Origin of the sequence: Bacteroides sp. An269, assembly GCF_002159755.1 — a bacterium.
Lineage (GTDB): Bacteria > Bacteroidota > Bacteroidia > Bacteroidales > Bacteroidaceae > Phocaeicola > Phocaeicola intestinalis.
Map to the genome: position 1 here is coordinate 24,580 of NZ_NFJG01000019.1, position 22,593 is coordinate 47,172.

Genomic DNA, 22,593 nt, shown 5'->3' on the forward strand with positions numbered 1-22,593 from the left:
AAAGTGTCCGTAACAGAAATTGTATAATGGGAATAACACCAAATAATTGTAAGCACTATGGTAACGATTTTATATTTTATGGTCAAGACGATATGTGTGACCATCATACTTAATCATTTATGGGTATTTGTTTTCGGAAGCAGAATGTACGGTTTATGGGACGGGGTTGTCCGTTGGCTACGTATCGTCCGTGTCAGGTCATGGAAACTTCACAGGAAATATCTGAAGAAGAAAAAGGACGCGCGGCGAAAACCGGAAACACAGACCACGTCTGAAGATATGGTGCCGGTAGGAAAGCACATTCATGAGAATTCTGCCGTAAGTGAAACCGCATCACCGGTTTCAGATGATGATGTAATCGGCAAGACAAAGATTGTATATCTTGAAGATCCTGATATTCGGAAGAAAGTACCGGTTCGTTCTGAACCTTTGGAGAAGATACCTGTAGAGGAAGACATGGAAATCAATGCCGATGATGTGGATGACACTCTTTCTGGCGGGAAAAACGGTCTGTCCGATGAAGAAAAACGTGAATTGATGGTTTCTGCGGATTCTGAACCGGACCCGGATTTCAATACTGCATTGACATATGAAGACATGAACAATATGGCTGATGTGCTGGTGGATAACTCTACTGATGAGACCAAGATTATCCGTGCTGTCCACACTATACGGCATAAGCTGTCCGGCACCCAATTGTTGGCTTTCCTTGAAAATGAATCCGGTTTCCAACAGAAAATAGACAATCTTATTGACGAATATATGGATAAGGTCGAAGGTTTTACGAAGCAGGATGCCGGGGAAAAAGCCGATATTTCTTTTGATATAAGGAAATATACTTAGCCGTTTAGTAAAAAAGGTGTGGCATTAAACGATGATAACCCAGAAAGTTAGATAAAACTTTCTGGGTTATCATTCATTAGTTACACTATTAAAGGCTTATTTGAGTATAGTTCTGTATTAGCTCAGATTATCTGCACTGTTTATCGGTTGTCTTATTTGTTATAGTTGTCTCTTTTGATGACTGTATATAACTATGCAAAATCAGGTATAGACCTAATACGATAAAAGGGATATTCAAAACTTGTCCCATATTGAAAAACATCGAATCTTCGAAACCTTTTTGATTTTCCTTTGTGTATTCTAAAAGGAATCGCATTATAAAAATGGCAAAAATACTAAAGCCAAAATAGAAATAACTTCCAACTTTGAATAACTGCCTTTTATATTTGTATAAAGAATAAGCAATCAGGAAAATAATAAAATAGCTTATTGACTCATAAAGCTGTGAAGAATGTCTTGGTAAATCATCAAAGTATCTGAATATAAAAGCCCAAGGCAAATCTGTCGGACGTCCAATAATTTCAGAGTTCATTAAATTTTAGATTCTTATAAAAGCTCCCCCTAATGGAGCCAAAATAGCTATGATGTCTATTATCTTCGGGAATAGAATGTGAACTTTCCGTGAGTATAACAACATGGCAATAAACAAACCAATCGCCCCACCATGGCTTGCCAATCCTTTGTATCCTATAAACTCGTAAACACCATTAGCATTTTCTCTAAAAGGAATGAATATTTCAATTATATGAGAAGAAAAATATTCAAAATCATAAAATAGACAATGCCCAAGTCTTGCACCTCCAAAAATGCCAATAACCGCATATATAAAAAGGTTCTCCATTGCTTCAGGAGTATAAATCTTCTCCTTCTTGTATATATGCCCAATAATGTAATAGCAAATGACAAGACCAGTAACAAAAATCAAACCATAATATTGAATCTTAACTGGACCAAGGCTAAATATAACAGGATTTATATCCCAATTTATGTATAATATTGGATTAATTGTATTTGAAATTTATAATTCTGTATTTACATGTTTTTCTATTAATTATTATTCATATTCTCCTTCGAAATGATAAACAAGGCGAGGGAAGTCATCATATTTCTTTCCGTCCACCCATAACTCCAAAGGTGACATATTGAAATTCATGGAGTTCATATAAGTCACTGCATCACCACCATAGTTCATGGAAAATACAAGACGAATGGAAGGAGGCGCTCCATATCCACCTAATATAGTGACATCTTTTGGATACAATACGAAGTGAATGCAACCAGAATCCCATTGTAAAAATTCATATCCGGCCATAATAGGCACTTCACCTATCTCCCGCAAACGTTCTGCAATTGTTTCGTCTGAAATCAGATCCGATAGGGGCTGTAATGACATATTGAATTTGAGTGAATCTCGCGAAACAGCTACTGCATTTTGCAGTTCTGTTATATTTGAACCTTGATAATAGGCTACTTGTACAGATCCGTGATAAGTTCCTTTCATGTCAAATAGAGCTTGCTGTACTTCTTCTTTAGAAAATCCCTTTTCGTCTTTGTTGCAACTTGTAAAGCTAAGCACACTAAGGAATAATACTAATATTCCGAATAAGTTCTTTGTTTTCATATTGCTTTGATTCAATAGATTATAGTTCTTATTTACTTTTATTTTTCCTATTGTTTTCTATTTATATTACATACCAGTTATAATTTTAGGTATGATTACTCGTTACAAATTTTCTTCTTTATAGTACAATAATACCACAGACAAGGATTATAGCCGGTGGTTATATTTTAGTTAATACCAACAGTATAAGAAGCCACAACCGTTTTTACACCAATTTCGGGATATTTATTCTTATAGTATTCAGTAAGGTCTTTATATAGATACACTATATTGGGGGCTGGATTGAAAGATTTTGATTTGGCTGAACGACCCACAAATACGTCAAATGAAGGATAGTTTGTTTCGTTACCTTCTTCGTCTAAGAATGACCATCCTATAAATCCTTCAACATTCCCTTCTGGAGGTAGTAATTTATAGGATTCCGGCATTTTTTCCGGATCTTTGTTTTCGCTTTTTATAATACACGGCCCCAGTGTATTTTTATCATCTTTTATTGCAAACCATCTGAGTAATGCATCCCCACCTCTGTACAGCAAATAATGATAATCCAATGGAATGATGGAGCTCTCTTTCAAATCTGTTTCTATTACTTCTTTCTTATCAGCTTCAACAGCATATTTATATTTAGGTAAAACATGCTCTTCATAAAACCATTCTGGTATAAAATGTAACGGCAGATTTTCCGAATTTTTTTCTTCTTTTGACAGAACGTCAAGCAAATCATATTCTGTCCATGCAGGTTGCCCCATGCTGTGATCCAAATAACTTGTTTCGCTTACTTTTATTTTATATTCATATCCCTTTTCAAATTCAAATCCGTCAATATACCCCATGGCTTCCCAGTCTTCGGCATTTTCTTTTTTTACTACATAAACTTCTTTAAGAAAATTATTTCCTTCTGACCATATTACACCAGGCTTCATTTCCGATGCGACAGTTAAAACATACTCTTTGTAGTCCGTTATTTTTCTGCCATCTTCGTCTTCTTTATCACAACTGATAAAGTTGAATGTCAAAAGGAACAGCATAAGTATTCCAAATAAATTCTTTGTCTTCATATCACTTTGGTTTATAGATACATAATTTTCTATAGAAAATATCCAACAAAAGTTCATATTAGTACTTCAAGAAATCAAAATACGTCCCTAAATTATCGAATTTCTTTTTAATGACCAAGTGTTTTATGATTTATTCCTGTTTGGTTCACAGAATTTTCATTAGCCCACTTTTCTTGTATCAGCATTTGTTGCGTTATCGGGAAATACGTCCCCTTTTATTTCCTCTTACAAACCGTTTGTCTTTTATGAAATCCGTCGTATATGTGGACTATGATTCTCTGTCATTCATGCTGTCACTGGTAGAGAAGCAGTGAAGGCACGGGCTACCTTTGCCGGAAGAATCAAATGCCGTTTTTCCGCTGTTTTTTCTTTGTCGCAATCCCTTTACGATGTAACGTAATGACACCCGATGTCACGCATCGTCAGCGTTGTAAATCAATGAATTAAGCGTTATATATTCGTGGTCGAAATCATTTTTTGTCTCACCAATTAAAAGTTTCGACACATGAAAAAAAGATTCTTTTTTGCAGCCATGATGCTGCTTGCAACGACAGGGGCTTTCGCCCAGGGTAATGGTATCGGCGGTATCACTGAAGCCACCAACATGGTCACTTCCTATTTCGATCCGGGAACCAAACTGATTTATGCCATCGGAGCCGTGGTCGGCCTTATCGGAGGCGTGAAGGTCTATTCCAAGTTTTCCTCGGGAGATCCCGACACCTCCAAGACGGCAGCCAGCTGGTTCGGCGCCTGCATCTTTTTAATCGTAGCCGCCACAATCTTACGTTCATTTTTCCTCTGATTATGGCGGAGTATCCTATCAACAAGGGAATCGGCCGCAGCCCTGAGTTCAAGGGGCTGAAAAGCCAGTACCTGTTCATCTTCGCCGGCGGACTGCTCACCCTGTTCGTCCTGTTTGTCATCATGTACATGGCAGGCATCGACCAGTGGGTATGTATCGGCTTCGGTGTCATCTGCGCTTCGGTGCTTGTCTGGGTGACTTTCCGTCTGAACGCGAAATACGGTGAATGGGGACTGATGAAATTGCAGGCGCTGCGCCGCCATCCCCGCTACATCATCAGCCGGAAGGGTTTCCTCCGGTTGATTTGTCCAACCCCGAAAAAACGAAATGTATGAGAAATGTAATGAAAGCCGCCACACTGGAAAGCCGGTTTCCGCTGATGGCCGTCGAGCACGGGTGCATCATCAGCAAGGATGCCGACATTACCGTGGCCTACAGGTTGGAGCTGCCGGAAGTGTTCACGTTGACACGCGCCGAGTACGAGGCCCTCCATTCCACATGGGCGAAGGCTGTCCGGGTTCTGCCGAACTACAGCATTGTCCACAAGCAGGATATCTTCATCGAGGAGAGTTACAGACCTGACATCTGCCGGGATGACCTGAGTTTCCTCAGCCGAAGTTTTGAAAGGCATTTCAACGAACGGCCGTACCTGAACCATATCTGCTATCTGTTCCTGACCAAGACCACGAAGGAACACAGCCGCACGACAAGCAGTTTCAATGCCCTCACGCGCGGGTTTATCATCCCCAAGGAGATGCAGGACAAGGATACCGTTGCACGCTTCCTGGAATGCTGTGGGCAGTTCGAGCGTATCGTGAACGACAGCGGTCTGCTCCGCATGGTCAGGCTGACGGACGAAGAGATTACCGGTACGGAAACCTCCGCGGGCATTATTGAAAAGTATTTTTCGCTTTCGCAGGAAAATACGACCAGCCTGCAGGACATCACTCTCGGAGCAGGGGAAATGAAGGTCGGCGACAATGTGCTCTGCCTGCATACTCTTTCTGAAACAGAGGATTTGCCGTCATCCGTGGGTACGGACAGCCGTTATGAACGGCTGTCCACGGACCGCAGTGACTGCCGCCTGTCCTTTGCCGCACCGATAGGGATACTGCTCACGTGCAACCATATCGTGAACCAGTATCTCTTCATAGACGATTCGGCGGAGAATCTGAGGAAGTTCGAGCAGACCGCCCGCAACATGCACTCGCTGTCCCGTTACAGCCGTTCCAACCAGATCAACCGTGAATGGATTGAGGAGTACCTGAACGAGGCGCACAGCAAGGGACTCACTTCCATCCGTGCGCACTGCAATGTCTTTGCATGGAGCGATGACCGCGAGAAGCTGAAGCGTATCAAGAATGATGTGGGTAGCCAGATTGCCCTGATGGAGGCCAAGCCCCGCCATAACACGGTTGATGTGCCGACACTCTTCTGGGCGGCCATCCCCGGCAATGCCGGCGATTTCCCGTCAGAGGAAAGCTTCTACACCTTCATCGAGCAGGCCCTGTGCCTGTTCATCGGGGAAACGTCCTACAAGGATTCGCTCTCGCCGTTCGGCATCCGCATGGTGGACCGTCTGACCGGAAAGCCTGTCCATCTGGACATTTCCGACCTGCCGATGAAGAACGGTACGATTACCAACCGCAACAAGTTCATCCTCGGACCTTCGGGCAGCGGAAAGTCATTTTTCACCAACCACATGGTGCGCCAGTATTACGAACAGGGAGCGCATGTGCTGCTGGTGGACACGGGAAATTCCTATCAGGGACTGTGCAGCCTTATCCATGCCCGAACGCATGGCGAGGACGGCATCTATTTCACCTATGAGGAGAGCGATCCGATAGCCTTCAATCCTTTCTACGTGGAGGACGGTACTTTTGATATCGAAAAGAAGGAGTCCATCAAGACGCTTATCCTTACTCTGTGGAAACGTGATGACGAGCCGCCGACACGTGCCGAGGAGGTGGCGCTCTCCAACGCGGTCAATCTCTTTCTGGAGAAGATACGCACGGACAGTACCGTGGTTCCGTCCTTCAACACCTTCTATGAGTTCATCCGCGACGAGTATCAGGAAATCCTGAGGACCAAGCGTACACGGGAGAAGGATTTTGACGTGTGGGGATTCCTGAATGTGCTGGAACCTTATTACAAGGGTGGCGAATATGACTTCCTGTTGAATTCCGACAGACAGCTTGATTTGCTTGGCAAACGGTTTATTGTTTTCGAGCTGGACAATATCCGTGACAACAAGGTGCTGCTTCCGATTGTCACCATCATCATCATGGAAACTTTCATCAGCAAGATGCGAAAGCTGAAAGGTATCCGAAAGATGATACTCATTGAGGAATGTTGGAAGGCATTGGCATCCGCCAATATGAGCAACTATATCCGCTACCTTTTCAAGACCGTCCGAAAGTTTTTCGGAGAGGCTGTTGTCGTTACCCAAGAAGTGGAAGACATCATATCGTCACCCATTGTCAAGGGAACCATCATCAACAACAGTGACTGCAAGATCTTGTTGGACCAGCGGAAGTATGTCAACAAGTTCGATGAAATCCAGTCCCTGCTGGGCCTGACCGACAAGGAACGTGCCCAGATTCTCTCCATCAACATGGCCAACAGCCCGTCCCGCAAGTACAAGGAAGTGTGGATAGGTCTCGGCGGAACGCAGTCGGCGGTCTATGCCACCGAAGTCTCGCCCGAAGAATACTACGTGCGCCCGTAAAGGGAATTTGACGAATGTCGCTTTGGCAAGCGACTGGGCAAGTGTTTAAAATGCCCATTAACAACCGCTTACCGGAGGGGGAAACCCCATAAGGGAACACAGCACGTTGGTAAAGCCATAAGTCAGCCAACTGTCAGGCTGCGACCGAATGGCAAGTTAAAATGACAGATATGAGGATAAAGCCTGTATTGGTTGAACGATAGTCCGAGCAGTCGTATCCTTGGGCAATGACGGAAGACAGTTGAATAATTCTTCGGAATTATACCGTCATGTTGCGGTACTACACTGATGATTTGTAGCAGGAGTAGCATAAACTTACCGCAAGGCAACTACCATAAGTAGTAAAGGACGAAAGTCGTATCCGACAATCTGTCAAGCCAAATAGTCGTCAAATTTCTAAACGGGGATTGCCTAAACCGGAAAGCCAGTTGTACGGCTATGGGGTCTGCTCCTGAATATCCGGCATGGCAACGGAGCTTCCATAGTAGTCTGAGCAGGGTAACGCCCTGTACATGGCGAAGGGAAGCAGCTAATTAAGTTTAACAATTTAAAGGAAGATGTGAGAGACATGAGAAATCCAAAAAATGTGTTGAACAGTCTGAGTAAACACAGCGGTAACTTGAACTATAAGTTTGAGCGGCTGTATAGAGTGCTGTTTAACGAGGAAATGTTTTATGTAGCCTATCAGAATATTTATAGTAAGACAGGCAACATGACGGCAGGAGCCGATGGTGAAACCATTGACGGAATGAGCATTGACCGAGTTGAACAATTGATTGATAGTCTCAAAAATGAGACTTATCAGCCTAATCCGTCCAAAAGGACGTACATACCTAAGAAAAACGGGAAAAAACGTCCGCTTGGCATACCCTCTTTTGATGATAAGCTGGTACAGGAAGTAGTTAGAATGATACTTGAAGCAATCTATGAAGGTAGTTTTGAACATACTTCGCATGGGTTTCGTCCCAAACGAAGTTGTCATACTGCTCTTATAGATATACAAAAGACATTCACTGCCGTGAAATGGTTTATTGAAGGCGATATTAAAGGATTCTTCGACAATATCAATCATGACGTATTGATTAATATTCTTCGGGAACGTATCGCTGACGAAAGATTTTTGCGGCTTATCCGAAAGTTCCTGAATGCCGGATATGTGGAAGACTGGGTATTTCATAGAACGTACAGTGGAACTCCGCAAGGCGGGATTATCAGCCCAATACTGGCTAATATCTACCTTGACAAGTTCGACAAGTACATTAAGGAATACACCAATCAGTTCAATAAAGGAGTAACGAGAAAAGGCGACGCTCGATACAAGCTCTACGAACAGCGGAGATACCGACTGGCAAAGAAACTGAAGAATGAGAAAAATGCAAAGGTAAAGGAACAGATGACCGCTGAAATTAAGCGGCTACGAGAAGAACGGAACAACTATCCGGCACGTAATGAAATGGACAGCAGCATCAAACGGTTAAAATACGTGAGATACGCAGATGATTTTCTGATTGGAATTACCGGTAGTCTTGAAGACTGCAAAACAGTAAAAGAGGATATTAAGAATTATCTTAATGAAGCTCTTAAACTGGAACTTTCAGATGAAAAGACACTGATAACCAATGCGCAGAAACCAGCGAAATTTCTCGGATATGACGTATTTATACGCAGGTGTAACGATTTACGTAAGGATAAGTTCGGAAGAACGGTTAGGGCATTCGGACACAAGCCTGTCTTGTACCTGAATTTTGAAACGATGCGGAAGAAACTCTTTGATTACAAGGTCGCAAGAATAGCGGTTGTCAATGGCAAAGAGGTTTGGAAATCTATCGTCAGAACGTACATGCTGAACTTGGATGACTTGGAAATAGTCAGTCAGTTCAATGCCGAAATCCGAGGGTTCTATAATTACTACTCAATAGCCAATAATAGCTATGTCATCAATTCTTTCTATCACATTATGTCATACAGCATGTATAAGGTATTTGCGAACAAATACAAATCATCTGTAAAGAAAATACTTCTGAAATATAAAAAGAACAAGGTTTTCCAAGTGGCATATGAAAATAGCAAGGGTAAGACACTTTACCAATCATTTTATCATGATGGTTTCAAACGCAAAAAGGTTGCAGGGAATATTTACTGTGACACTATTCCACGGACAGTTTCCATAACAGGTGGACGTAATAGCCTTATGGAAAGGCTGAAACTCCAAGTCTGCGAATTATGCGGTGCTACCGATAAACTCGAAATGCATCACGTTCGCAAACTTAAAGACCTGAAAGGTAAATCCGACTGGGAAAAGAAAATGATAGCTCGAAGACGAAAAACTTTGGCTGTCTGCTCAAAATGTCATGCAAAAATAGACCCCGACCGAAGAGTCAGACTGAATTAATTAGTGGAGAGCCGGATACAGGGAGACTTGTAAGTCCGGTTCGGAGGCGAGTACTCGGAAACCTACCATAGAAATATGACAAGGCGCTGGGTGCTTAGCCTACACCTACACGACCGAGGAGACGGAAAAGCTGGAACTGATGCGGCTTACCCGGAAGTTGGGTGGCAATATCGAGCTGGCAATCAAGCAGCTGGCCGAGAGTAAACGTAACAGTAAGTAACATTCAAAAATCAAGAAAGACATGAAATTTACCGAATGGATAAGACATCGGATTGTCGGTCGCCTCCGGGAACCGGACTACCGGGAATTGCAGGAGATTGCTCAAAAAGCCAAACTTCTTGCCGGTGTGTACAATCACGGGGAACTTGCAAAGCTTATCCGGGAGTACAGTCATTCGGAAAAAGCTATTGAACAGATTGCCCTGCTGATAGCGAAATCCGAACCCTTCGATTCTCCCATATCAACGATGAAAAAGGAATCCGTAAATATGATGGATGTATTGACGGATACTCCATTTATGGCGAAACACGGCTTTCAACTGACGGATATCCCACCATCGGAAGCCACATCAGTGCATGGCTTGTTCGCAATGTACACCGTTATGCGTGATTGGGGATGTACGAAATATCCGATGAATAGAATTGAACGCCCGCCACATAGTGAAGTAATATCCGCAATAGGAATATTGGACTTCCAGAGAAAGAGCCGGGATGTATCTGAACTGTGCGAACTCGCCTCATACAGCATGCTTCCATCGACCTACGTCAAGCTGCGCTATGGCATTGAGGACAAATGCAGTACCTATGAATGGCTCGAAAGCTATCTGATGGACAGGGATGACTGCTGCATTGAGCCTGATGTCAGGATGAACATTCCCCGTATAGAAGCCGAGATGTGTGCGGCGGCTGAAAAGGCGGTCGAGAATATCCCCGGAGTCCGTCTGCCGGACTTCTATCTTGAGAGACTTGACCGGGAGCTTGACAAATTGGGGCGTATCGCCGTGTCACCGGATGCTTCAAACGACCTTATCAATGTGCAACCGGATTTTCTGATCAAATACGGTATTGACAAGACCGCAGCCCCGGAAGAACAATCCCGTCAGGCACAGAAAGCCTACAAAGAACTGGATGACAGATTAGTCCGGGTTACCAGCCGCAGACCGTATGCTGACGAATTCTTCGCCTCCCTCAGACACGGGAAAGAAAAAGTGGCAGAGGCAGACCGTCCGAGACCGGTACACAAGCCTATCCTCCGTAACCCGCCGTCCAAAGGGCGAAAGATGGGGCTTTGAACTTACGGAAAAAAAGATTTATCAACCATTAAAGATTAACGACATGAAAAAAAGAATTATGACAGCCTTATGCTGTATCTGCCTTCTTTCGGCAGGCAAGGCACACGCCCAATGGGTAGTGACCGACCCCGGGAATCTGGCCCAGGGCATCATCAACGCCGCCAAGAATATTGTCCACACGTCCTCGACGGCCAGCAATATGGTCAAAAATTTTCAGGAGACGGTAAAGATTTACCAGCAGGGCAAGGAGTATTATGACGGCCTTAGGAAGGTCAAGAATCTGGTACGCGATGCCCGCAAGGTGCAGCAGACCATCCTGATGGTCGGCGACATCACGGAAATCTATGTGACCAGTTATGAGCGTATGCTCAGTGACCCTTATTTCACCCCTGAGGAACTGAGTGCCATCGCCCTCGGTTACACGAAGCTGCTGGAGGAGAGTGCCAATCTGCTGACAGACCTGAAGACGGTGGTCAATGAGAACGGCCTTTCGATGAACGACAAGGAGCGTATGGACATCATCGACCGCTGCTATACCGACATGCTGCAATACCGCAGTCTGGTGCAGTACTATACCAACAAGAACATCGGCGTGTCGTACCTGCGAGCCAAGAAACAGAATGACCTTGACCGCGTGATGGCTCTGTACGGTTCACCCAACGAACGCTACTGGTAATTTCAAGGAAGATTGCTTATGGTATTGTTGGCTGTGAATTTTGACAATCTGCACCAGATCCTGCAAAGTCTGTATACGGACATGATGCCGCTCTGTTCGCAGATGACCGGCGTGGCCAAGGGCCTTGCCGGATTGGGAGCCCTCTTTTATGTGGCGTATCGTGTCTGGCAGTCACTGGCCAGGGCCGAACCTATTGACGTGTTCCCTTTGCTGCGTCCGTTTGCTCTGGGTATCTGCATCATGTTTTTTCCGACCATCGTGCTGGGTACGCTCAACAGCATTTTGTCACCCGTCGTGACCGGAACGCACAGGATTCTGGAGACGCAGACCTTCGACATGAACGAGTACCGGGAGCAGAAGGACAAGCTGGAGATTGAGGCGATGCGGAGGAATCCCGAGACGGCCTACCTGGTGGACAAGGAGGCTTTTGACAACAAGCTGGACGAGTTGGGAGCCCTGGACGCCATCGAGGCGTGCGGCATGTACGTGGACCGTGCCATGTACAACATGAAGAAGGCGGTGCAGAATTTTTTCCGTGAGCTGCTGGAACTGATGTTCAATGCGGCTGCGCTTGTGGTGGACACGCTAAGGACATTCTTTCTGATTGTCCTTTCCATTCTCGGACCGATTTCCTTTGCCATTTCGTGCTGGGACGGCTTTCAGGCCTCGCTGAGCCAATGGTTTGTTCGCTATATCAGCATCTATCTGTGGCTGCCCGTCTCTGATCTTTTCAGCAGCGTGCTGGCACGCATACAGACCCTGATGCTTCAGAGGGACATCGAGCAGCTGTCCGACCCCAACTTCATTCCGGACAGTTCCAATGCCGTGTACATCACGTTCCTGATTATCGGCATTATCGGGTATTTCACGATTCCGACCGTGGCCAACTGGATTGTTCAGGCCGGTGGAGGTGCGGGAAATTACGGCAAGAACGTGAATCAGGCTGCTTCCAAGACAGGCTCCATTGTGGGCGGTGCCGCAGGTGCTACTGTAGGAAATGTGGCCGGAAGACTAATCAAGTAACAATCATAAAACGAATAAGAATGGAATTCAAATCATTGAAAAATATCGAGACCAGCTTCCGGCATCTGCGCCAGTTCGGAATCGTCTATCTGGGTGTCTGCACCCTGCTTGTGGGTTATTCCGTCTGGAAGGCATACAGTTTTGCCGAAGCCCAGCGCCAGAAGATCTATGTGCTGGATGAGGGGAAATCGCTCATGCTCGCCCTCTCGCAGGACCTGGAGCAGAACCGTCCCGTAGAGGCAAGGGAACATGTCAGACGTTTCCATGAACTGTTCTTCACGCTTGCCCCCGACAAGAGTGCCATCGAGGGGAACGTGCAACGTGCCATGTTCCTGAGTGACCGTTCCGCCTATTCCCATTACGGGGATCTGGCCGAACAGGGTTATTACAATAGAATAATTTCGGGCAATGTCAGCCAGCGTATCGAGATAGACAGCGTGAAATGCGACTTCAACACCTATCCGTATGATGTCATGACATACGCACGCCTTTTCATCATCCGTGAGAAGAGCGTGACGGAACGCAGCCTTGTCACGCATGGCAGGTTGCGGAATTCCACCCGCAGTGACAACAATCCGCACGGGTTCATCCTGGAAGGGTTCCACGTGCTGGAGAACAGGGATATCAGAATGTATGACAGATAAAACAATGTATGTATGAGAAAAATGTATGTAAAGTTCAAGGATTGTATCGGGGGCAGGCTGCGCGGCCTTTGTGACAGACTCACACCCCGTCAGAGGGCAATCGCCGTCATCGTGATGGTTTCCCTTTTCGCATTGGTGAATTTCTACATGATTTTCCGTGCGATTTATGACATCGGACGGGAGGATGCCCGGCAGGACATCATCAGGATAACCCCGCTTGAGGTTCCCGACTTTGTGCCTGCGGATACCCTCTCCGATATGAAAGTCCGTGAGATGGAAGAGTTTTTTAACCAGTTCAACAAGTAAGATTATGAGTACAGATGCAGAAAAATTGAAACAGAAGCAGAAAATCAGGAAATATCTGGTTTTCACAGGTATGTTCCTGCTGTTCCTCGGGTGCATGTGGCTAATTTTCGCCCCGTCTGAGAAAGACAGGCAGGAGGCGGAAAGGAAGACGGGCTTCAATGCCGAACTTCCCGATCCGAAAGGTACGGGTATAGAGGCGGACAAGATGGCTGCTTATGAGCAGGCGGACATGATTCGCCGGCAGGAGGAGAAGAAGCGTACGCTGGCCGACTTCTCCGCCCTGACCGATGGACACAGACAGGATAATGTCCCGGAAACAGAACCGGCGCAGGACATTGCAAGTGAAAATGAAAGCCGTGCGTACCATTCAGGAGGAAACGGCAGGACGGGAGCCTTCGCCTCTTCAGCCTCGGCTTACAACGACATCAACGCCACTCTCGGTAGTTTTTACGAGAGTCCTGAGGAAGACCCGGAAAAGGAAGCCCTGAAAGCAGAGGTGGAACAGCTCAGACAGGCTGCCGCAGCGCAGACGGCCGGACCGAGCTACGAGGAACAGGTGGCTCTGCTGGAGAAGTCCTATGAACTTGCCGCCAAATATATGCCTTCGGGCGGCAGCACGGGAACAGCGGACAGTCAGGAGACGGAAAGTCCCTCAAGGGAGAGGAAGGCGAAAGCCGTTCCCGTCGGGCTGGTGTCCTCTCCGGTCGTGTCGTCCCTTCCTCAGCCTCTTACCGATTCGGTACAGTTTGCGAGACTGCTTTCCGGTGCGGATGCCGGCTTCCATACGGCTGTGGGCAGTGCCGGGACACAGATGGCGAGGAATACCATACGGGCCTGCGTGCATGGCGACCAGACCATTATCAGCGGACAAAGCGTGCGTCTCAGGCTGCTGGAGGCCATGCGTGTGGGAAGATATGTGCTTCCCCGCAATACCCTGCTGACCGGTGAGGGACGTATCCAGGGCGAGCGGCTTGGCATTGAAATCCTGCAGGTCGAATATGACGGCAATGTCATTCCCGTGGAACTGACCGTGCTGGACAGTGACGGACAGGCCGGGATATTCATTCCCGGTTCGACGGAAGCGAATGCGGTAAGGGAAGTGGCCGCCAACATGGGACAGAATCTCGGCACGACCATCTCCATCACCAACCAGTCGGCAGGCGACCAGCTTCTCTCCGAGCTTGGACGAGGGGCCATACAGGGCGTGTCGCAGTACATCTCCAAAAAGATGCGCGAGGAGAAGGTACACCTCAAATCAGGCTACGGACTGATGCTTTATCAGAACAACAATCAATAACCCATTAAAACTGTAAAGACATGAAAAAGATTCTTTTGATGCTTGCCCTCGCAGGCGGCGTTGCAAGTGCACATGCACAGTCGGCTGATACCACGGCCGTAAATGATTTGACCATGAAGGCGGATATCTATCCGCAGCAGGAGGACGGCGACCTCTATCACGGGCTGTCCAGAAAGCTCACCTTTGACCGGATGATTCCGCCTTACGGTCTGGAAGTGACGTATGACAAGACGACCCATATCATCTTTCCCTCGGCTGTCCGTTACGTGGATCTCGGTTCTCCGAATCTGATTGCGGGCAAGGCGGACGGTTCAGAGAATGTAATCAGGGTAAAGGCTACCAGAAAGAACTTCCGTGAGGAGACCAACATGTCGGTGATTACCGAAAGCGGAAGTTTCTACACCTTCAATGTGAAGTATGCCGATGAGCCTCTGCTGCTCAACATCGAGATGGCCGATTTTATTCATGACGGCAGCGAGGTGAACCGCCCGAACAATGCCCTTGACATCTACCTGAAGGAACTCGGCAGCGAGTCGCCCAAGCTGGTACACCTTATTGCCAAGGCCATCCACAAGGATAACAGACGCCACATCAAGCATATCGGGAGCAAGGCGTTCGGCATCCAGTACCTGCTGCGCGGGCTCTATACCCACAACGGGCTGCTCTATTTCCACACCCAGGTGAAGAACACGTCGAATGTGCCTTATGAGGTGGATTTCGTGACGTTCAAGATCGTGGACAAGAAGGTACTCAAGCGCACGGCCATCCAGGAGCAGGTGATATTTCCACTGCGTGCCTACAACTATGCCACGGCTGTCGCCGGAAAGAAGGACGAGCGTACCGTCTTTGTCTTTGACAAGTTCACCATTCCCGCCGACAAGATGCTGGTGGTGGAGATGCACGAGAAGAGCGGAGGCCGTCACCAGACCTTCACCGTGGAGAGTGAGGACATCGTGAGAGCGAGGGTGATCAATGAACTTAAAGTGAAATGACCATGAAGAAGTTTCTGTTTCTTTTTGCCGTATGCGTATCGCTTGCCCTGTCATCGGGGCAGGCATACGCCCAGCGTTACCTTCCCGGAATGAAGGGTGTGGAACTCAGGGGAGGCTTTGCCGGAAACCTGAAATCACCGGTTGACTGGTACACGGGCTTTGCCGTGTCGGGATATACGAAAAGGGCCAACCATTGGGTGGCTGGCGTGGAATACCTGCTGAAGAACTACGGTTATCGTGGGACCTTCGTTCCACGGGCCCAGTTTACTGCGGAGGGCGGCTATTACCTGAAGATCCTGTCCGACCCGGCGAAGATATTCTTCCTTTCTGTAGGCGGTTCCGCCCTGGTGGGATATGAGACATTGAACTGGGGAGAAAAGGTTCTGTATGACGGTTCCATGCTTTCCCACCGGGATGCCTTCGTTTATGGCGGAGCCCTGACGCTGGAACTGGAAAGCTATGTGACTGACCGTATCGTGCTGCTTGCCCATGTGCGCGAACGTGTGCTTTGGGGCAGTTCTCTGGGAAAGTTCACTACACAGTTCGGGCTTGGAGTCCGTTTCATCATCAATTAGACGCCTATGGATATAGAGATGATAAGAGGCATTCCCATTGAGGAATTCCTGTCCCGTCTGGGACATGAGCCGGTCAGAAGGCACGGCGACGAATGCTGGTATCTCTCCCCGTGCCGTGAGGAAAGGACACCTTCGTTCCATGTGAACACCCGTAAGGGGGTATGGCATGACTTCGGCACCGGGCATGGAGGCGACATCTTCACCCTTGCGGGGGAACTTTCAGGAAGTGACGGCTTCATGGCGCAGGTGAGGTTCATCGCCGGAGTTTATGGAGGCACAATACCTGAATATGCCGGACAGAAAAGAGAAAAGGAAGGTGTCAGGACAGAAAAGCGCAAGGAGCCTTCCCGCTTCGAGGAGGTGGTTTGCGGTCCCTTGCGGTGTAATGCACTGCTCGGCTATCTGAAGGGACGCGGTATTCCAGTGGAAATTGCCTGTGCGGAGTGCGAGGAAGTACGGTTCCGGCTGTACGGCAAGCGGTATTTCGCCGTCGGTTTCAGGAATATGGGTGGAGGCTATGAGCTTCGGACCAGGTTCATGAAATGGTGCCTGCCGCCCAAGGACATTTCCCTCATCCGTAACGGCTCGCTTACCTGCAACCTTTTTGAGGGCTTTATCGACTTTCTTTCATGGAAGGTACTCGGCATCAGCCGTGGTGAGGATTATCTGGTCCTCAATTCGGTGGCCATGCTTGAACGCTCGTTCCCTTATCTGGACAATTACGGGAAAATCCGGTGCTATCTGGACAATGACGATGCCGGAAAAAGGACGTTGGCCGTCCTTCGGAAACGCTACGGTGACAGGATTGACGACTGTTCCGACCTGTATGCCGGATGCAAGGACCTGAACGAATACCTGGAAAGTAATTTTCCGCCTGAACAGTAATTATTTTATAAACCGTTAAAACAGAAAATGAATATGAAACCTGTTATGAACAGAAAAGGGCTGTATGCCCTTGTATGCGCCCTGATGGGCCTGACCTTTGGTATGCTGACCTCTTGCAGCGATGACCTTGACGTGCAGCAGTCCTATCCCTTTACGGTGGAGACGATGCCGGTTCCCACACGTATCGTTAAAGGCGAGACCGTTGAAATCCGTTGTGAACTGAAACGGGAAGGACGGTTCTCCGATGCCCGCTATACCATCCGCTATTTCCAGCCGGACGGCGAAGGCAAGCTGCGCATGGACGATGGGATGGTGCTGCTGCCCAACGACCGTTATCCCCTGGACAGGGAAGTGTTCCGCCTTTATTACACCTCCGAGTGTGAGGACCAGCAGAGTATCGACATCTATTTTGAGGACAACAGCGAGCCGGCACAGTTTTTCCAGCTGACCTTCGATTTCAACAATGAGACGGAGGACGAGGATACCGTGGTTACTTCCGGCGGCAAGGAACTGCCTGTCGTCATCGTATCACAATGAACCTGACCTGCCTATGGGAATAAGAGCAAAATTGTTTGCGGCGTTTTTCGCCATAGCCTGCTTCGGGAGTATACCGTTGCGGGCGGAGAATCCGGTAAAGGAGAAACAGGACAGGTTCAGCCTTGCCGTCGAGTGTATCAAGCGGTTCGAGGGTTGGCATGGAGAAAAAAGGCACTGGCCTTATGTCGGGTACGGGCATAAGGTCCTTCCCGGGGAAAGGCTGACCAATGATATTACAAAAGAACAGGGTGATTCAATCCTGAGAGCGGATTTACGCAAGCTGTGCCGTATGTTCAGTTACCTGGGACGTGATTCGCTGATTGTCGCTGTTTTGAGCTATAATGTGGGGGCATACCGTTTGAAAGGTTACGGCAAGATGCCCAAAAGCAAATTGTTGAAGAAGCTGGAGGCAGGAGACCGGAATATCTATAAGGAGTATGTTTCTTTCCGGTGTTACAAAGGTAAGGTAGTTCCAAGTATTGAACGGAGAAGGAAGGTGGAATACATGCTGCTCTTCGAGGAATAAAAAAACGAGGAAGAATCTTTCAGTCTTTTGACTGTCAGTTTCTTCCTCGTCTGTTGTTCTACTTTCCGGTTATCGTTTCCGCCATAGGGTTCTGCCGGTGCATTTCCCAGTTCATGATTGCCGATTTTTTACTTGAATTTGCATAGCAGTATTCGCAGAGATGAGGACAGGTATTGTATTCCCCGATATCCTTGGCTGCCATACATCCGCATGAGGCACGTTGTCCCGGATCCTTTTTGTGATTGCTGACGAAGTATTTGTTGCCAGGGAGAAGCACGGCACCGTAAGGAAGGTCATTCATGTTGAAAAAGGCTGGAGACGGAATTTCCTGTATGGTGACTCCCAATGCGGACATCAGTTCCTTGTCTTTCCATGCCAGACGTGCTATCAGGTCACCGTCGATGCAGCGGTTACGGGATATCCTGTATTTGCCGAGATCCAGATTTTCGCCGCAGGTAGCCAGCTCCAGATTCCATCCTCTGTTACGGTTCAGTACCGTCAGTTTTCCGGCAAGTTCCTCCATTTTTTCTTTATTCCATTCATGATACGGGATTCCGCTGTCTGTCATGTTGGCCTTGACCTTTCTGTACGAGTCTATGTCTGCAAAACTGAAAACCAGCTTTTCCGTGCAGTTGTGTACCTCCGTTCCCACACGTTCGATCTTTTCAATCAGAGTATCCACGGATATGTTGTCTGTGAGTATCAGCGGATCGAATCGCCATATTACGGCTTCTTTACCCAATATATCGGAAAGAGTCCTGAATGTTTCAATACGTTCTGTCAGCGGAGAGACACCGGTTTCCAGTCCGTCTTCCTCATAATCATTCAAAGTGAACTGGATATAGCAGCCGATACCTCTTTCTTTCAGGATTGGCAGATAAGGAAGAAGAGGCTTGGGATTTTTCGACCAGAACACTATGAATCTTGTATTCCGGTAAGAGATATAGCTCTTTTTTCCGTTGAACGGGTTGTTCCACACGGAATATCCGGTTTCGAGCCGATGGAAGAACCAGTCCGCATAGAATGCCGGAATGTCCGTGCTGCGGCTTGCCGATATGATGTCGGGAGCCGGAACTTCCATTTTTTGGCCGTCTATGATGATATTTGCTTTTTTCCAAGTCATGTTGTTAAGATTATATAGTAAAGACAGGCGTCGGTTATGAACGCCTGTCCAGACTGTTGATATGTCATAGGTTTGCTTCTATGCAAAAATAATATGAATATTTTATTCTGTAGCTGTTCAGCCTACCAGAACGGCATCCTGTATTTCCACCTCTGCCGGCAGACGGGAAAGCAGTAGTTCCGCCATCGCTCCGTTCTGTGGGATTAGTGCCGGGAAGTCCGTTCTGCCCGGCTTATATATCTCAGTCGCTACATTATACAAGTCCCAGGCGGTGATCTGTCCCTTTTCGGCTACCAGTTTCAACACCTCTTCCGTGAAGATGGAAATCTGGCTCTGGTTCAGTGGGTAGGTTTCCACGGAGGATGACAGGTTCCTGTCCGAACTGTCATGGGAGACACGCAATGCTGTCAGCAGCCCGATATACATATACACTTCCTCCAGTGAGACGATTCTGCGTTTCAGTCGCTGAATCCTTGCGATGTCCTCGTTCATGTTCACCTCGAAGTTTGCCAGCCATCCGTCCACCGTCTCGAATACCCCTTCCGTTGTCACCTTGTTCTTTCCGTAATTGCAGATGCTCCTTTCCGGCGAGAGGATACACTGGTTATGGCATACTTTCACGCACGGGCCTATGGCTGCCTGTATGCCATCCTGATGGTAGGCGACGACCAGCGTTGTTGTCAGCTCGTCCGTTTCCCAGTCCTTGATACGGATGGTCGCAAAGATGCGTCGGAGGATGTGGGCTTCCACTGCTTTTTCACCAAGTGTCTGTTCCACCTGCGGGAGAATGCTTACTCCCGGCTGTGTCTTGTTCCTGTTCTGTGCCGCGAAGATTTCCTCCACTTCATAGTCGAGATTGTACTTCTCGCAGATGTCCATCATACGCTGCAGTACCTGGTAGTGATAGATGCCCTGGACAGGCTTGCCGTAGATATCATTCTCCTTGTAAGTACGCTGGAGAGTCTCAAAGTTCATTACTTCGATTCCATTGTTTTGAAAGTCGAACTGCTGTTGTTTTTCCAATACTGCCATTGCTTCCATAATCTTGAATTTTATAAAGTTAATACTATGATTATCTGTCTTTTTTCAGGTATGTATCTGCCATCCGTGGAACGGCTCAAGTGTCACGGCAAAAGACCGGTCCGGTATTCCGTGGTAGAGCAGACCGCCCACGATGCCGATGCTTCCGTCGGGATAGTGTTGCGTGAAGCCGAACGAGTACGGGGCATGGTCATAATAGAGCGAGATTTCGCTTGGATGGTCCGGGTTCTCCTCCCATTTTTTCAGTCTGTCCAGACAGTTCTGGAGTGATGTGTCACCGATGGATTCGGCGTAACGCTTTACATTCTGGAAATGTTCTTCATTCAGGATTTTCATGACTCATTGTATTTTATCTGTTAAACACGTCCGGCTCCGGGAGCCGGTATTTTTTATTTTTCGCCTGCCTGACTGTCCCGTGGCCGTACCCGCAAGGTTTGGCGAAAGAAAATACCACAGCCGCCGGCGAGGATGATTTTCTTTCAGCCAACCCCATAGGGGCCTGACCTTGTCCGGGTACGTTGGACACGGGACTACCTTTGCAGGGAGGAAAATAAAATATACAGGTTGTGTGTCGTTGTATTTTCTTGCAGGTATATCGGTGAGAAACCCATTGATTTGTTCGTCTTTGACAAAGGAATGGTGTATTTTTGCAAATCCTAATTTGAAAGATCATGGAAGATTATATAAAGAAAGCTGCGGATGCTTTCCTTGTGGAGCGTCCGTATGGTATGCGTGTGGATTACAGTAAGCGGGGATATGTGCTGTTCAACCGTAACCTCAATGTGTTGGGCAATGGGGAACATGCCCGCCTGGAGGAACTGCCTCTGGAAGAGTTTGATGTGGACGAGATTCCCTTGGAAGGAGAAATCATAAAGGAACATGCTGGTTTTACTGACGTGTTTTTCTATTCGGATTGTACCAATCCCTATGCAGGGTATGTGCTGGATCTGAAGAAACTCAAGGTCTATAACCAGTTTATCTATCCTTTGGCGATGGTGCTGAACAGAAAACTGTAATATGGAGCATTCCGGATAAAATATCCGGAGGCAATGTTTGCTATTCAACTTGTTTCTCCATAGGTATAAGAAAACGAGAGGAAAGTTTACGGATGACATGTAAATTCTCCTCTCGTTTATTTTGTATCTCCCGTACTCTGCTCAGACAGCAACTATAAAACTGAAAAACAAGATGATAGATTCTTGCTAATTATGAATGACCAAAAAAAGAAGTTTTTTCATAGAATTAAAGGTTTGTATTGTATTGGTTACCAATAATTTTATATCTTTGTTAGCGAACATATATCTTCCGTGTTATGGATAACAACAGATGTGCTTGTGTAGATATCAAGACAATGAGTGGTGCTGTATCGTATTTGTTTATAGTACCTACGAGATTCTGTAACTTTCATTTCACGGTTTATACTTAGGAAAAATAACAGCCAAATCGGCTGATAGCATAACATTATGTGCAATTAAAAAACGATGTAAATATGAAAACTGAAAAAATTAGTGATGTCCTGCAAGGAATGGATGTCAATACAGAAGATGCGATTGTAACCTTATCAGATAAGGTTTGGGAGATAGGCGAATTAAGTGAAATTAAAAATCAAGTGTCCGACGCTGTATTTGCATTTCACATAGTAGCTAATGTTATAGGTATCTATAAAGGTGATGGGTGGCAAGCGATTATAGAAGAAAATACAGAATTGCTGCCTTACATATCCCATGCAATGTATGAAATTGGACTGGACAAAATTGGAGATGCAACAAAGAATATCGAACAAATTTTCCCTCTCAATATAGATGTCTTCTCTCTTGACGAAGACCAACTTTGTGAAGTTGTAAATTTCGTGCGTGGGAGCAGAGAAGGTAAGTATTTTACCATAACAATGGAAGAACTAAAAGGCTATACCTCAGAAGAAAGGAAACAAATAACAGCAAAATATTCAGAAGTATGTGAAAAATTAGAAGATGCTACTGAAAGTATGTGGGGGTATAATAGTCCTGACAATGAAGGCTGGGGAGTTGTAAGTCGATATTTGGAAAAGCACTTGCAGGACAACTTTTGGAAATAAATGCACATAACATGCACCTCAATCGCCACAAATGGCGATTATCTGCCAAACATTAGTCGCAATTAATTAAAAACAAAAGAATATGAGCAAGAAGAATATTACTTATTTCGGTGAAGTAGATAATAAGGAAGAGGACTATTTTGAAGGTCATGTAATGAT

The 22,593-nt window shown here is 46.6% G+C and carries 24 protein-coding genes and 1 pseudogene; 18 read left to right on the forward strand and 7 right to left on the reverse strand.

What is annotated here, in order from left to right; all coding sequences use genetic code 11:
- The first annotated feature begins 57 nt into the window (after positions 1-57).
- On the forward strand, positions 58-843 hold the full coding sequence (locus B5F71_RS05965; protein WP_087208463.1) for a DUF4122 family protein: 786 nt from the start codon (positions 58-60) through the stop codon (positions 841-843).
- A 127-nt stretch (positions 844-970) separates the two neighbouring features.
- Here B5F71_RS05965 and lgt read toward each other — a convergent pair.
- The 3 genes and pseudogenes from lgt to B5F71_RS05980 all read right to left on the reverse strand — a co-directional run bounded on the left by lgt (position 971) and on the right by B5F71_RS05980 (position 3,522).
- Positions 971-1,861: pseudogene (gene lgt, locus B5F71_RS05970) on the reverse strand (prolipoprotein diacylglyceryl transferase).
- 36 nt (positions 1,862-1,897) lie between these two features.
- Positions 1,898-2,464, reverse strand: a complete 567-nt coding sequence (locus B5F71_RS05975; RefSeq protein ID WP_087208500.1) for a DUF4840 domain-containing protein — start codon at positions 2,462-2,464, stop codon at positions 1,898-1,900.
- 167 nt (positions 2,465-2,631) lie between these two features.
- A complete protein-coding gene (locus B5F71_RS05980; RefSeq protein ID WP_087208465.1) occupies positions 2,632-3,522 on the reverse strand; it encodes a DUF4377 domain-containing protein in 891 nt (296 codons plus the stop codon).
- A gap of 505 nt (positions 3,523-4,027) precedes the next feature.
- On the opposite strand from B5F71_RS05980, the gene B5F71_RS05985 reads away from it, so the two are divergent.
- From B5F71_RS05985 to B5F71_RS06000, 4 genes are all read left to right on the forward strand, one after another.
- Positions 4,028-4,324 carry a DUF4134 domain-containing protein gene (locus B5F71_RS05985; RefSeq protein ID WP_005801791.1) on the forward strand — a complete coding sequence of 99 codons (297 nt, stop codon included), beginning with the start codon at positions 4,028-4,030 and terminating at the stop codon, positions 4,322-4,324.
- Positions 4,325-4,326: 2 nt separating this feature from the next.
- Entirely contained in the window at positions 4,327-4,659 is a 333-nt protein-coding gene (locus tag B5F71_RS05990) for a DUF4133 domain-containing protein (RefSeq protein WP_087208467.1), read from the forward strand.
- Complete coding sequence (locus tag B5F71_RS05995) at positions 4,656-7,052, forward strand: TraG family conjugative transposon ATPase (protein WP_087208469.1); 2,397 nt, start codon at positions 4,656-4,658, stop codon at positions 7,050-7,052. Before B5F71_RS05990 ends, B5F71_RS05995 begins: the two co-directional genes overlap by 4 nt.
- Positions 7,053-7,620: 568 nt before the next feature.
- Positions 7,621-9,444 (forward strand): reverse transcriptase/maturase family protein, encoded by a 1,824-nt coding sequence (locus B5F71_RS06000; RefSeq protein WP_087208471.1) that lies wholly within the window; start codon positions 7,621-7,623, stop codon positions 9,442-9,444.
- Positions 9,445-9,538: 94 nt separating this feature from the next.
- Here the strand turns inward: B5F71_RS06000 and B5F71_RS21165 are convergent, their stop codons facing one another.
- The gene (locus B5F71_RS21165; RefSeq protein WP_262483244.1) at positions 9,539-9,667 is read right to left on the reverse strand and encodes a hypothetical protein; all 129 of its coding nucleotides are present in this window, start codon (positions 9,665-9,667) and stop codon (positions 9,539-9,541) included.
- Positions 9,668-9,685: 18 nt separating this feature from the next.
- On the opposite strand from B5F71_RS21165, the gene B5F71_RS06010 reads away from it, so the two are divergent.
- The 11 genes from B5F71_RS06010 to B5F71_RS06060 are packed head-to-tail and all read left to right on the forward strand — an operon-like array spanning position 9,686 to position 18,196.
- Entirely contained in the window at positions 9,686-10,735 is a 1,050-nt protein-coding gene (locus B5F71_RS06010) for a hypothetical protein (protein WP_087208473.1), read from the forward strand.
- A 43-nt stretch (positions 10,736-10,778) separates the two neighbouring features.
- Positions 10,779-11,411 carry a DUF4141 domain-containing protein gene (locus tag B5F71_RS06015; RefSeq protein ID WP_087208475.1) on the forward strand — a complete coding sequence of 211 codons (633 nt, stop codon included), beginning with the start codon at positions 10,779-10,781 and terminating at the stop codon, positions 11,409-11,411.
- Between the two features lie 18 nt (positions 11,412-11,429).
- Positions 11,430-12,434, forward strand: coding sequence for a conjugative transposon protein TraJ (gene traJ, locus B5F71_RS06020; RefSeq protein ID WP_087208477.1), 1,005 nt, complete (start codon positions 11,430-11,432; stop codon positions 12,432-12,434).
- A 20-nt stretch (positions 12,435-12,454) separates the two neighbouring features.
- Positions 12,455-13,078 (forward strand): conjugative transposon protein TraK, encoded by a 624-nt coding sequence (gene traK, locus B5F71_RS06025; RefSeq protein ID WP_087208480.1) that lies wholly within the window; start codon positions 12,455-12,457, stop codon positions 13,076-13,078.
- 12 nt (positions 13,079-13,090) lie between these two features.
- Entirely contained in the window at positions 13,091-13,384 is a 294-nt protein-coding gene (locus B5F71_RS06030; RefSeq protein WP_057254215.1) for a TraL conjugative transposon family protein, read from the forward strand.
- 4 nt (positions 13,385-13,388) lie between these two features.
- Positions 13,389-14,681: a conjugative transposon protein TraM gene (traM, locus tag B5F71_RS06035; protein WP_087208482.1), complete on the forward strand. Its 1,293-nt coding sequence runs from the start codon at positions 13,389-13,391 to the stop codon at positions 14,679-14,681.
- Positions 14,682-14,701: 20 nt separating this feature from the next.
- Positions 14,702-15,673 carry a conjugative transposon protein TraN gene (traN, locus tag B5F71_RS06040; protein ID WP_087208484.1) on the forward strand — a complete coding sequence of 324 codons (972 nt, stop codon included), beginning with the start codon at positions 14,702-14,704 and terminating at the stop codon, positions 15,671-15,673.
- Between the two features lie 2 nt (positions 15,674-15,675).
- Positions 15,676-16,248 carry a conjugal transfer protein TraO gene (locus B5F71_RS06045; RefSeq protein ID WP_087208486.1) on the forward strand — a complete coding sequence of 191 codons (573 nt, stop codon included), beginning with the start codon at positions 15,676-15,678 and terminating at the stop codon, positions 16,246-16,248.
- A gap of 6 nt (positions 16,249-16,254) precedes the next feature.
- Positions 16,255-17,133 carry a toprim domain-containing protein gene (locus tag B5F71_RS06050; protein ID WP_087208487.1) on the forward strand — a complete coding sequence of 293 codons (879 nt, stop codon included), beginning with the start codon at positions 16,255-16,257 and terminating at the stop codon, positions 17,131-17,133.
- Between the two features lie 45 nt (positions 17,134-17,178).
- A complete protein-coding gene (locus B5F71_RS06055; RefSeq protein WP_241148566.1) occupies positions 17,179-17,670 on the forward strand; it encodes a DUF3872 domain-containing protein in 492 nt (163 codons plus the stop codon).
- Between the two features lie 13 nt (positions 17,671-17,683).
- The gene (locus tag B5F71_RS06060) at positions 17,684-18,196 is read left to right on the forward strand and encodes a glycoside hydrolase (RefSeq protein WP_087208489.1); all 513 of its coding nucleotides are present in this window, start codon (positions 17,684-17,686) and stop codon (positions 18,194-18,196) included.
- A gap of 58 nt (positions 18,197-18,254) precedes the next feature.
- On the opposite strand, the gene B5F71_RS06065 is transcribed toward B5F71_RS06060, so the two are convergent.
- The 3 genes from B5F71_RS06065 to B5F71_RS06075 all read right to left on the reverse strand — a co-directional run bounded on the left by B5F71_RS06065 (position 18,255) and on the right by B5F71_RS06075 (position 20,696).
- Positions 18,255-19,319: a DUF1848 domain-containing protein gene (locus tag B5F71_RS06065; protein WP_087208491.1), complete on the reverse strand. Its 1,065-nt coding sequence runs from the start codon at positions 19,317-19,319 to the stop codon at positions 18,255-18,257.
- Positions 19,320-19,436: 117 nt separating this feature from the next.
- The gene (locus B5F71_RS06070; protein WP_087208492.1) at positions 19,437-20,360 is read right to left on the reverse strand and encodes a DUF932 domain-containing protein; all 924 of its coding nucleotides are present in this window, start codon (positions 20,358-20,360) and stop codon (positions 19,437-19,439) included.
- A gap of 45 nt (positions 20,361-20,405) precedes the next feature.
- Positions 20,406-20,696 carry a DUF4120 family protein gene (locus tag B5F71_RS06075; RefSeq protein ID WP_087208494.1) on the reverse strand — a complete coding sequence of 97 codons (291 nt, stop codon included), beginning with the start codon at positions 20,694-20,696 and terminating at the stop codon, positions 20,406-20,408.
- A gap of 335 nt (positions 20,697-21,031) precedes the next feature.
- Here B5F71_RS06075 and B5F71_RS06085 point away from each other — a divergent pair, with 335 nt between their 5' ends.
- Both B5F71_RS06085 and B5F71_RS06090 read left to right on the forward strand, forming a co-directional pair.
- On the forward strand, positions 21,032-21,376 hold the full coding sequence (locus B5F71_RS06085; protein WP_071149214.1) for a hypothetical protein: 345 nt from the start codon (positions 21,032-21,034) through the stop codon (positions 21,374-21,376).
- A gap of 473 nt (positions 21,377-21,849) precedes the next feature.
- Positions 21,850-22,434, forward strand: coding sequence for a hypothetical protein (locus B5F71_RS06090; protein ID WP_072545525.1), 585 nt, complete (start codon positions 21,850-21,852; stop codon positions 22,432-22,434).
- Positions 22,435-22,593: the final 159 nt, after the last annotated feature.

Excerpts from the sequence above, each read along its gene's own strand:
- traJ (WP_087208477.1), top strand. The coding sequence starts at position 11,430 with ATGGTATTGTTGGCTGTGAATTTTGACAATCTGCACCAGATCCTGCAA.
- B5F71_RS06055 (WP_241148566.1), top strand. The coding sequence starts at position 17,179 with ATGAACAGAAAAGGGCTGTATGCCCTTGTATGCGCCCTGATGGGCCTG.
- B5F71_RS05985 (WP_005801791.1), top strand. The coding sequence starts at position 4,028 with ATGAAAAAAAGATTCTTTTTTGCAGCCATGATGCTGCTTGCAACGACA.
- B5F71_RS05990 (WP_087208467.1), top strand. The coding sequence starts at position 4,327 with ATGGCGGAGTATCCTATCAACAAGGGAATCGGCCGCAGCCCTGAGTTC.
- B5F71_RS06070 (WP_087208492.1), bottom strand. The coding sequence starts at position 20,360 with ATGGAAGCAATGGCAGTATTGGAAAAACAACAGCAGTTCGACTTTCAA.
- B5F71_RS06075 (WP_087208494.1), bottom strand. The coding sequence starts at position 20,696 with ATGAAAATCCTGAATGAAGAACATTTCCAGAATGTAAAGCGTTACGCC.
- B5F71_RS05995 (WP_087208469.1), top strand. The coding sequence starts at position 4,656 with ATGAGAAATGTAATGAAAGCCGCCACACTGGAAAGCCGGTTTCCGCTG.
- B5F71_RS06090 (WP_072545525.1), top strand. The coding sequence starts at position 21,850 with ATGAAAACTGAAAAAATTAGTGATGTCCTGCAAGGAATGGATGTCAAT.
- B5F71_RS06000 (WP_087208471.1), top strand. The coding sequence starts at position 7,621 with ATGAGAAATCCAAAAAATGTGTTGAACAGTCTGAGTAAACACAGCGGT.
- B5F71_RS05975 (WP_087208500.1), bottom strand. The coding sequence starts at position 2,464 with ATGAAAACAAAGAACTTATTCGGAATATTAGTATTATTCCTTAGTGTG.
- traK (WP_087208480.1), top strand. The coding sequence starts at position 12,455 with ATGGAATTCAAATCATTGAAAAATATCGAGACCAGCTTCCGGCATCTG.
- B5F71_RS06030 (WP_057254215.1), top strand. The coding sequence starts at position 13,091 with ATGAGAAAAATGTATGTAAAGTTCAAGGATTGTATCGGGGGCAGGCTG.
- B5F71_RS06085 (WP_071149214.1), top strand. The coding sequence starts at position 21,032 with ATGGAAGATTATATAAAGAAAGCTGCGGATGCTTTCCTTGTGGAGCGT.
- traN (WP_087208484.1), top strand. The coding sequence starts at position 14,702 with ATGAAAAAGATTCTTTTGATGCTTGCCCTCGCAGGCGGCGTTGCAAGT.
- B5F71_RS05965 (WP_087208463.1), top strand. The coding sequence starts at position 58 with ATGGTAACGATTTTATATTTTATGGTCAAGACGATATGTGTGACCATC.
- B5F71_RS06010 (WP_087208473.1), top strand. The coding sequence starts at position 9,686 with ATGAAATTTACCGAATGGATAAGACATCGGATTGTCGGTCGCCTCCGG.
- B5F71_RS06045 (WP_087208486.1), top strand. The coding sequence starts at position 15,676 with ATGAAGAAGTTTCTGTTTCTTTTTGCCGTATGCGTATCGCTTGCCCTG.
- B5F71_RS06060 (WP_087208489.1), top strand. The coding sequence starts at position 17,684 with ATGGGAATAAGAGCAAAATTGTTTGCGGCGTTTTTCGCCATAGCCTGC.
- traM (WP_087208482.1), top strand. The coding sequence starts at position 13,389 with ATGAGTACAGATGCAGAAAAATTGAAACAGAAGCAGAAAATCAGGAAA.
- B5F71_RS06015 (WP_087208475.1), top strand. The coding sequence starts at position 10,779 with ATGAAAAAAAGAATTATGACAGCCTTATGCTGTATCTGCCTTCTTTCG.
- B5F71_RS06050 (WP_087208487.1), top strand. The coding sequence starts at position 16,255 with ATGGATATAGAGATGATAAGAGGCATTCCCATTGAGGAATTCCTGTCC.
- B5F71_RS06065 (WP_087208491.1), bottom strand. The coding sequence starts at position 19,319 with ATGACTTGGAAAAAAGCAAATATCATCATAGACGGCCAAAAAATGGAA.
- B5F71_RS05980 (WP_087208465.1), bottom strand. The coding sequence starts at position 3,522 with ATGAAGACAAAGAATTTATTTGGAATACTTATGCTGTTCCTTTTGACA.
- B5F71_RS21165 (WP_262483244.1), bottom strand. The coding sequence starts at position 9,667 with ATGTTACTTACTGTTACGTTTACTCTCGGCCAGCTGCTTGATTGCCAG.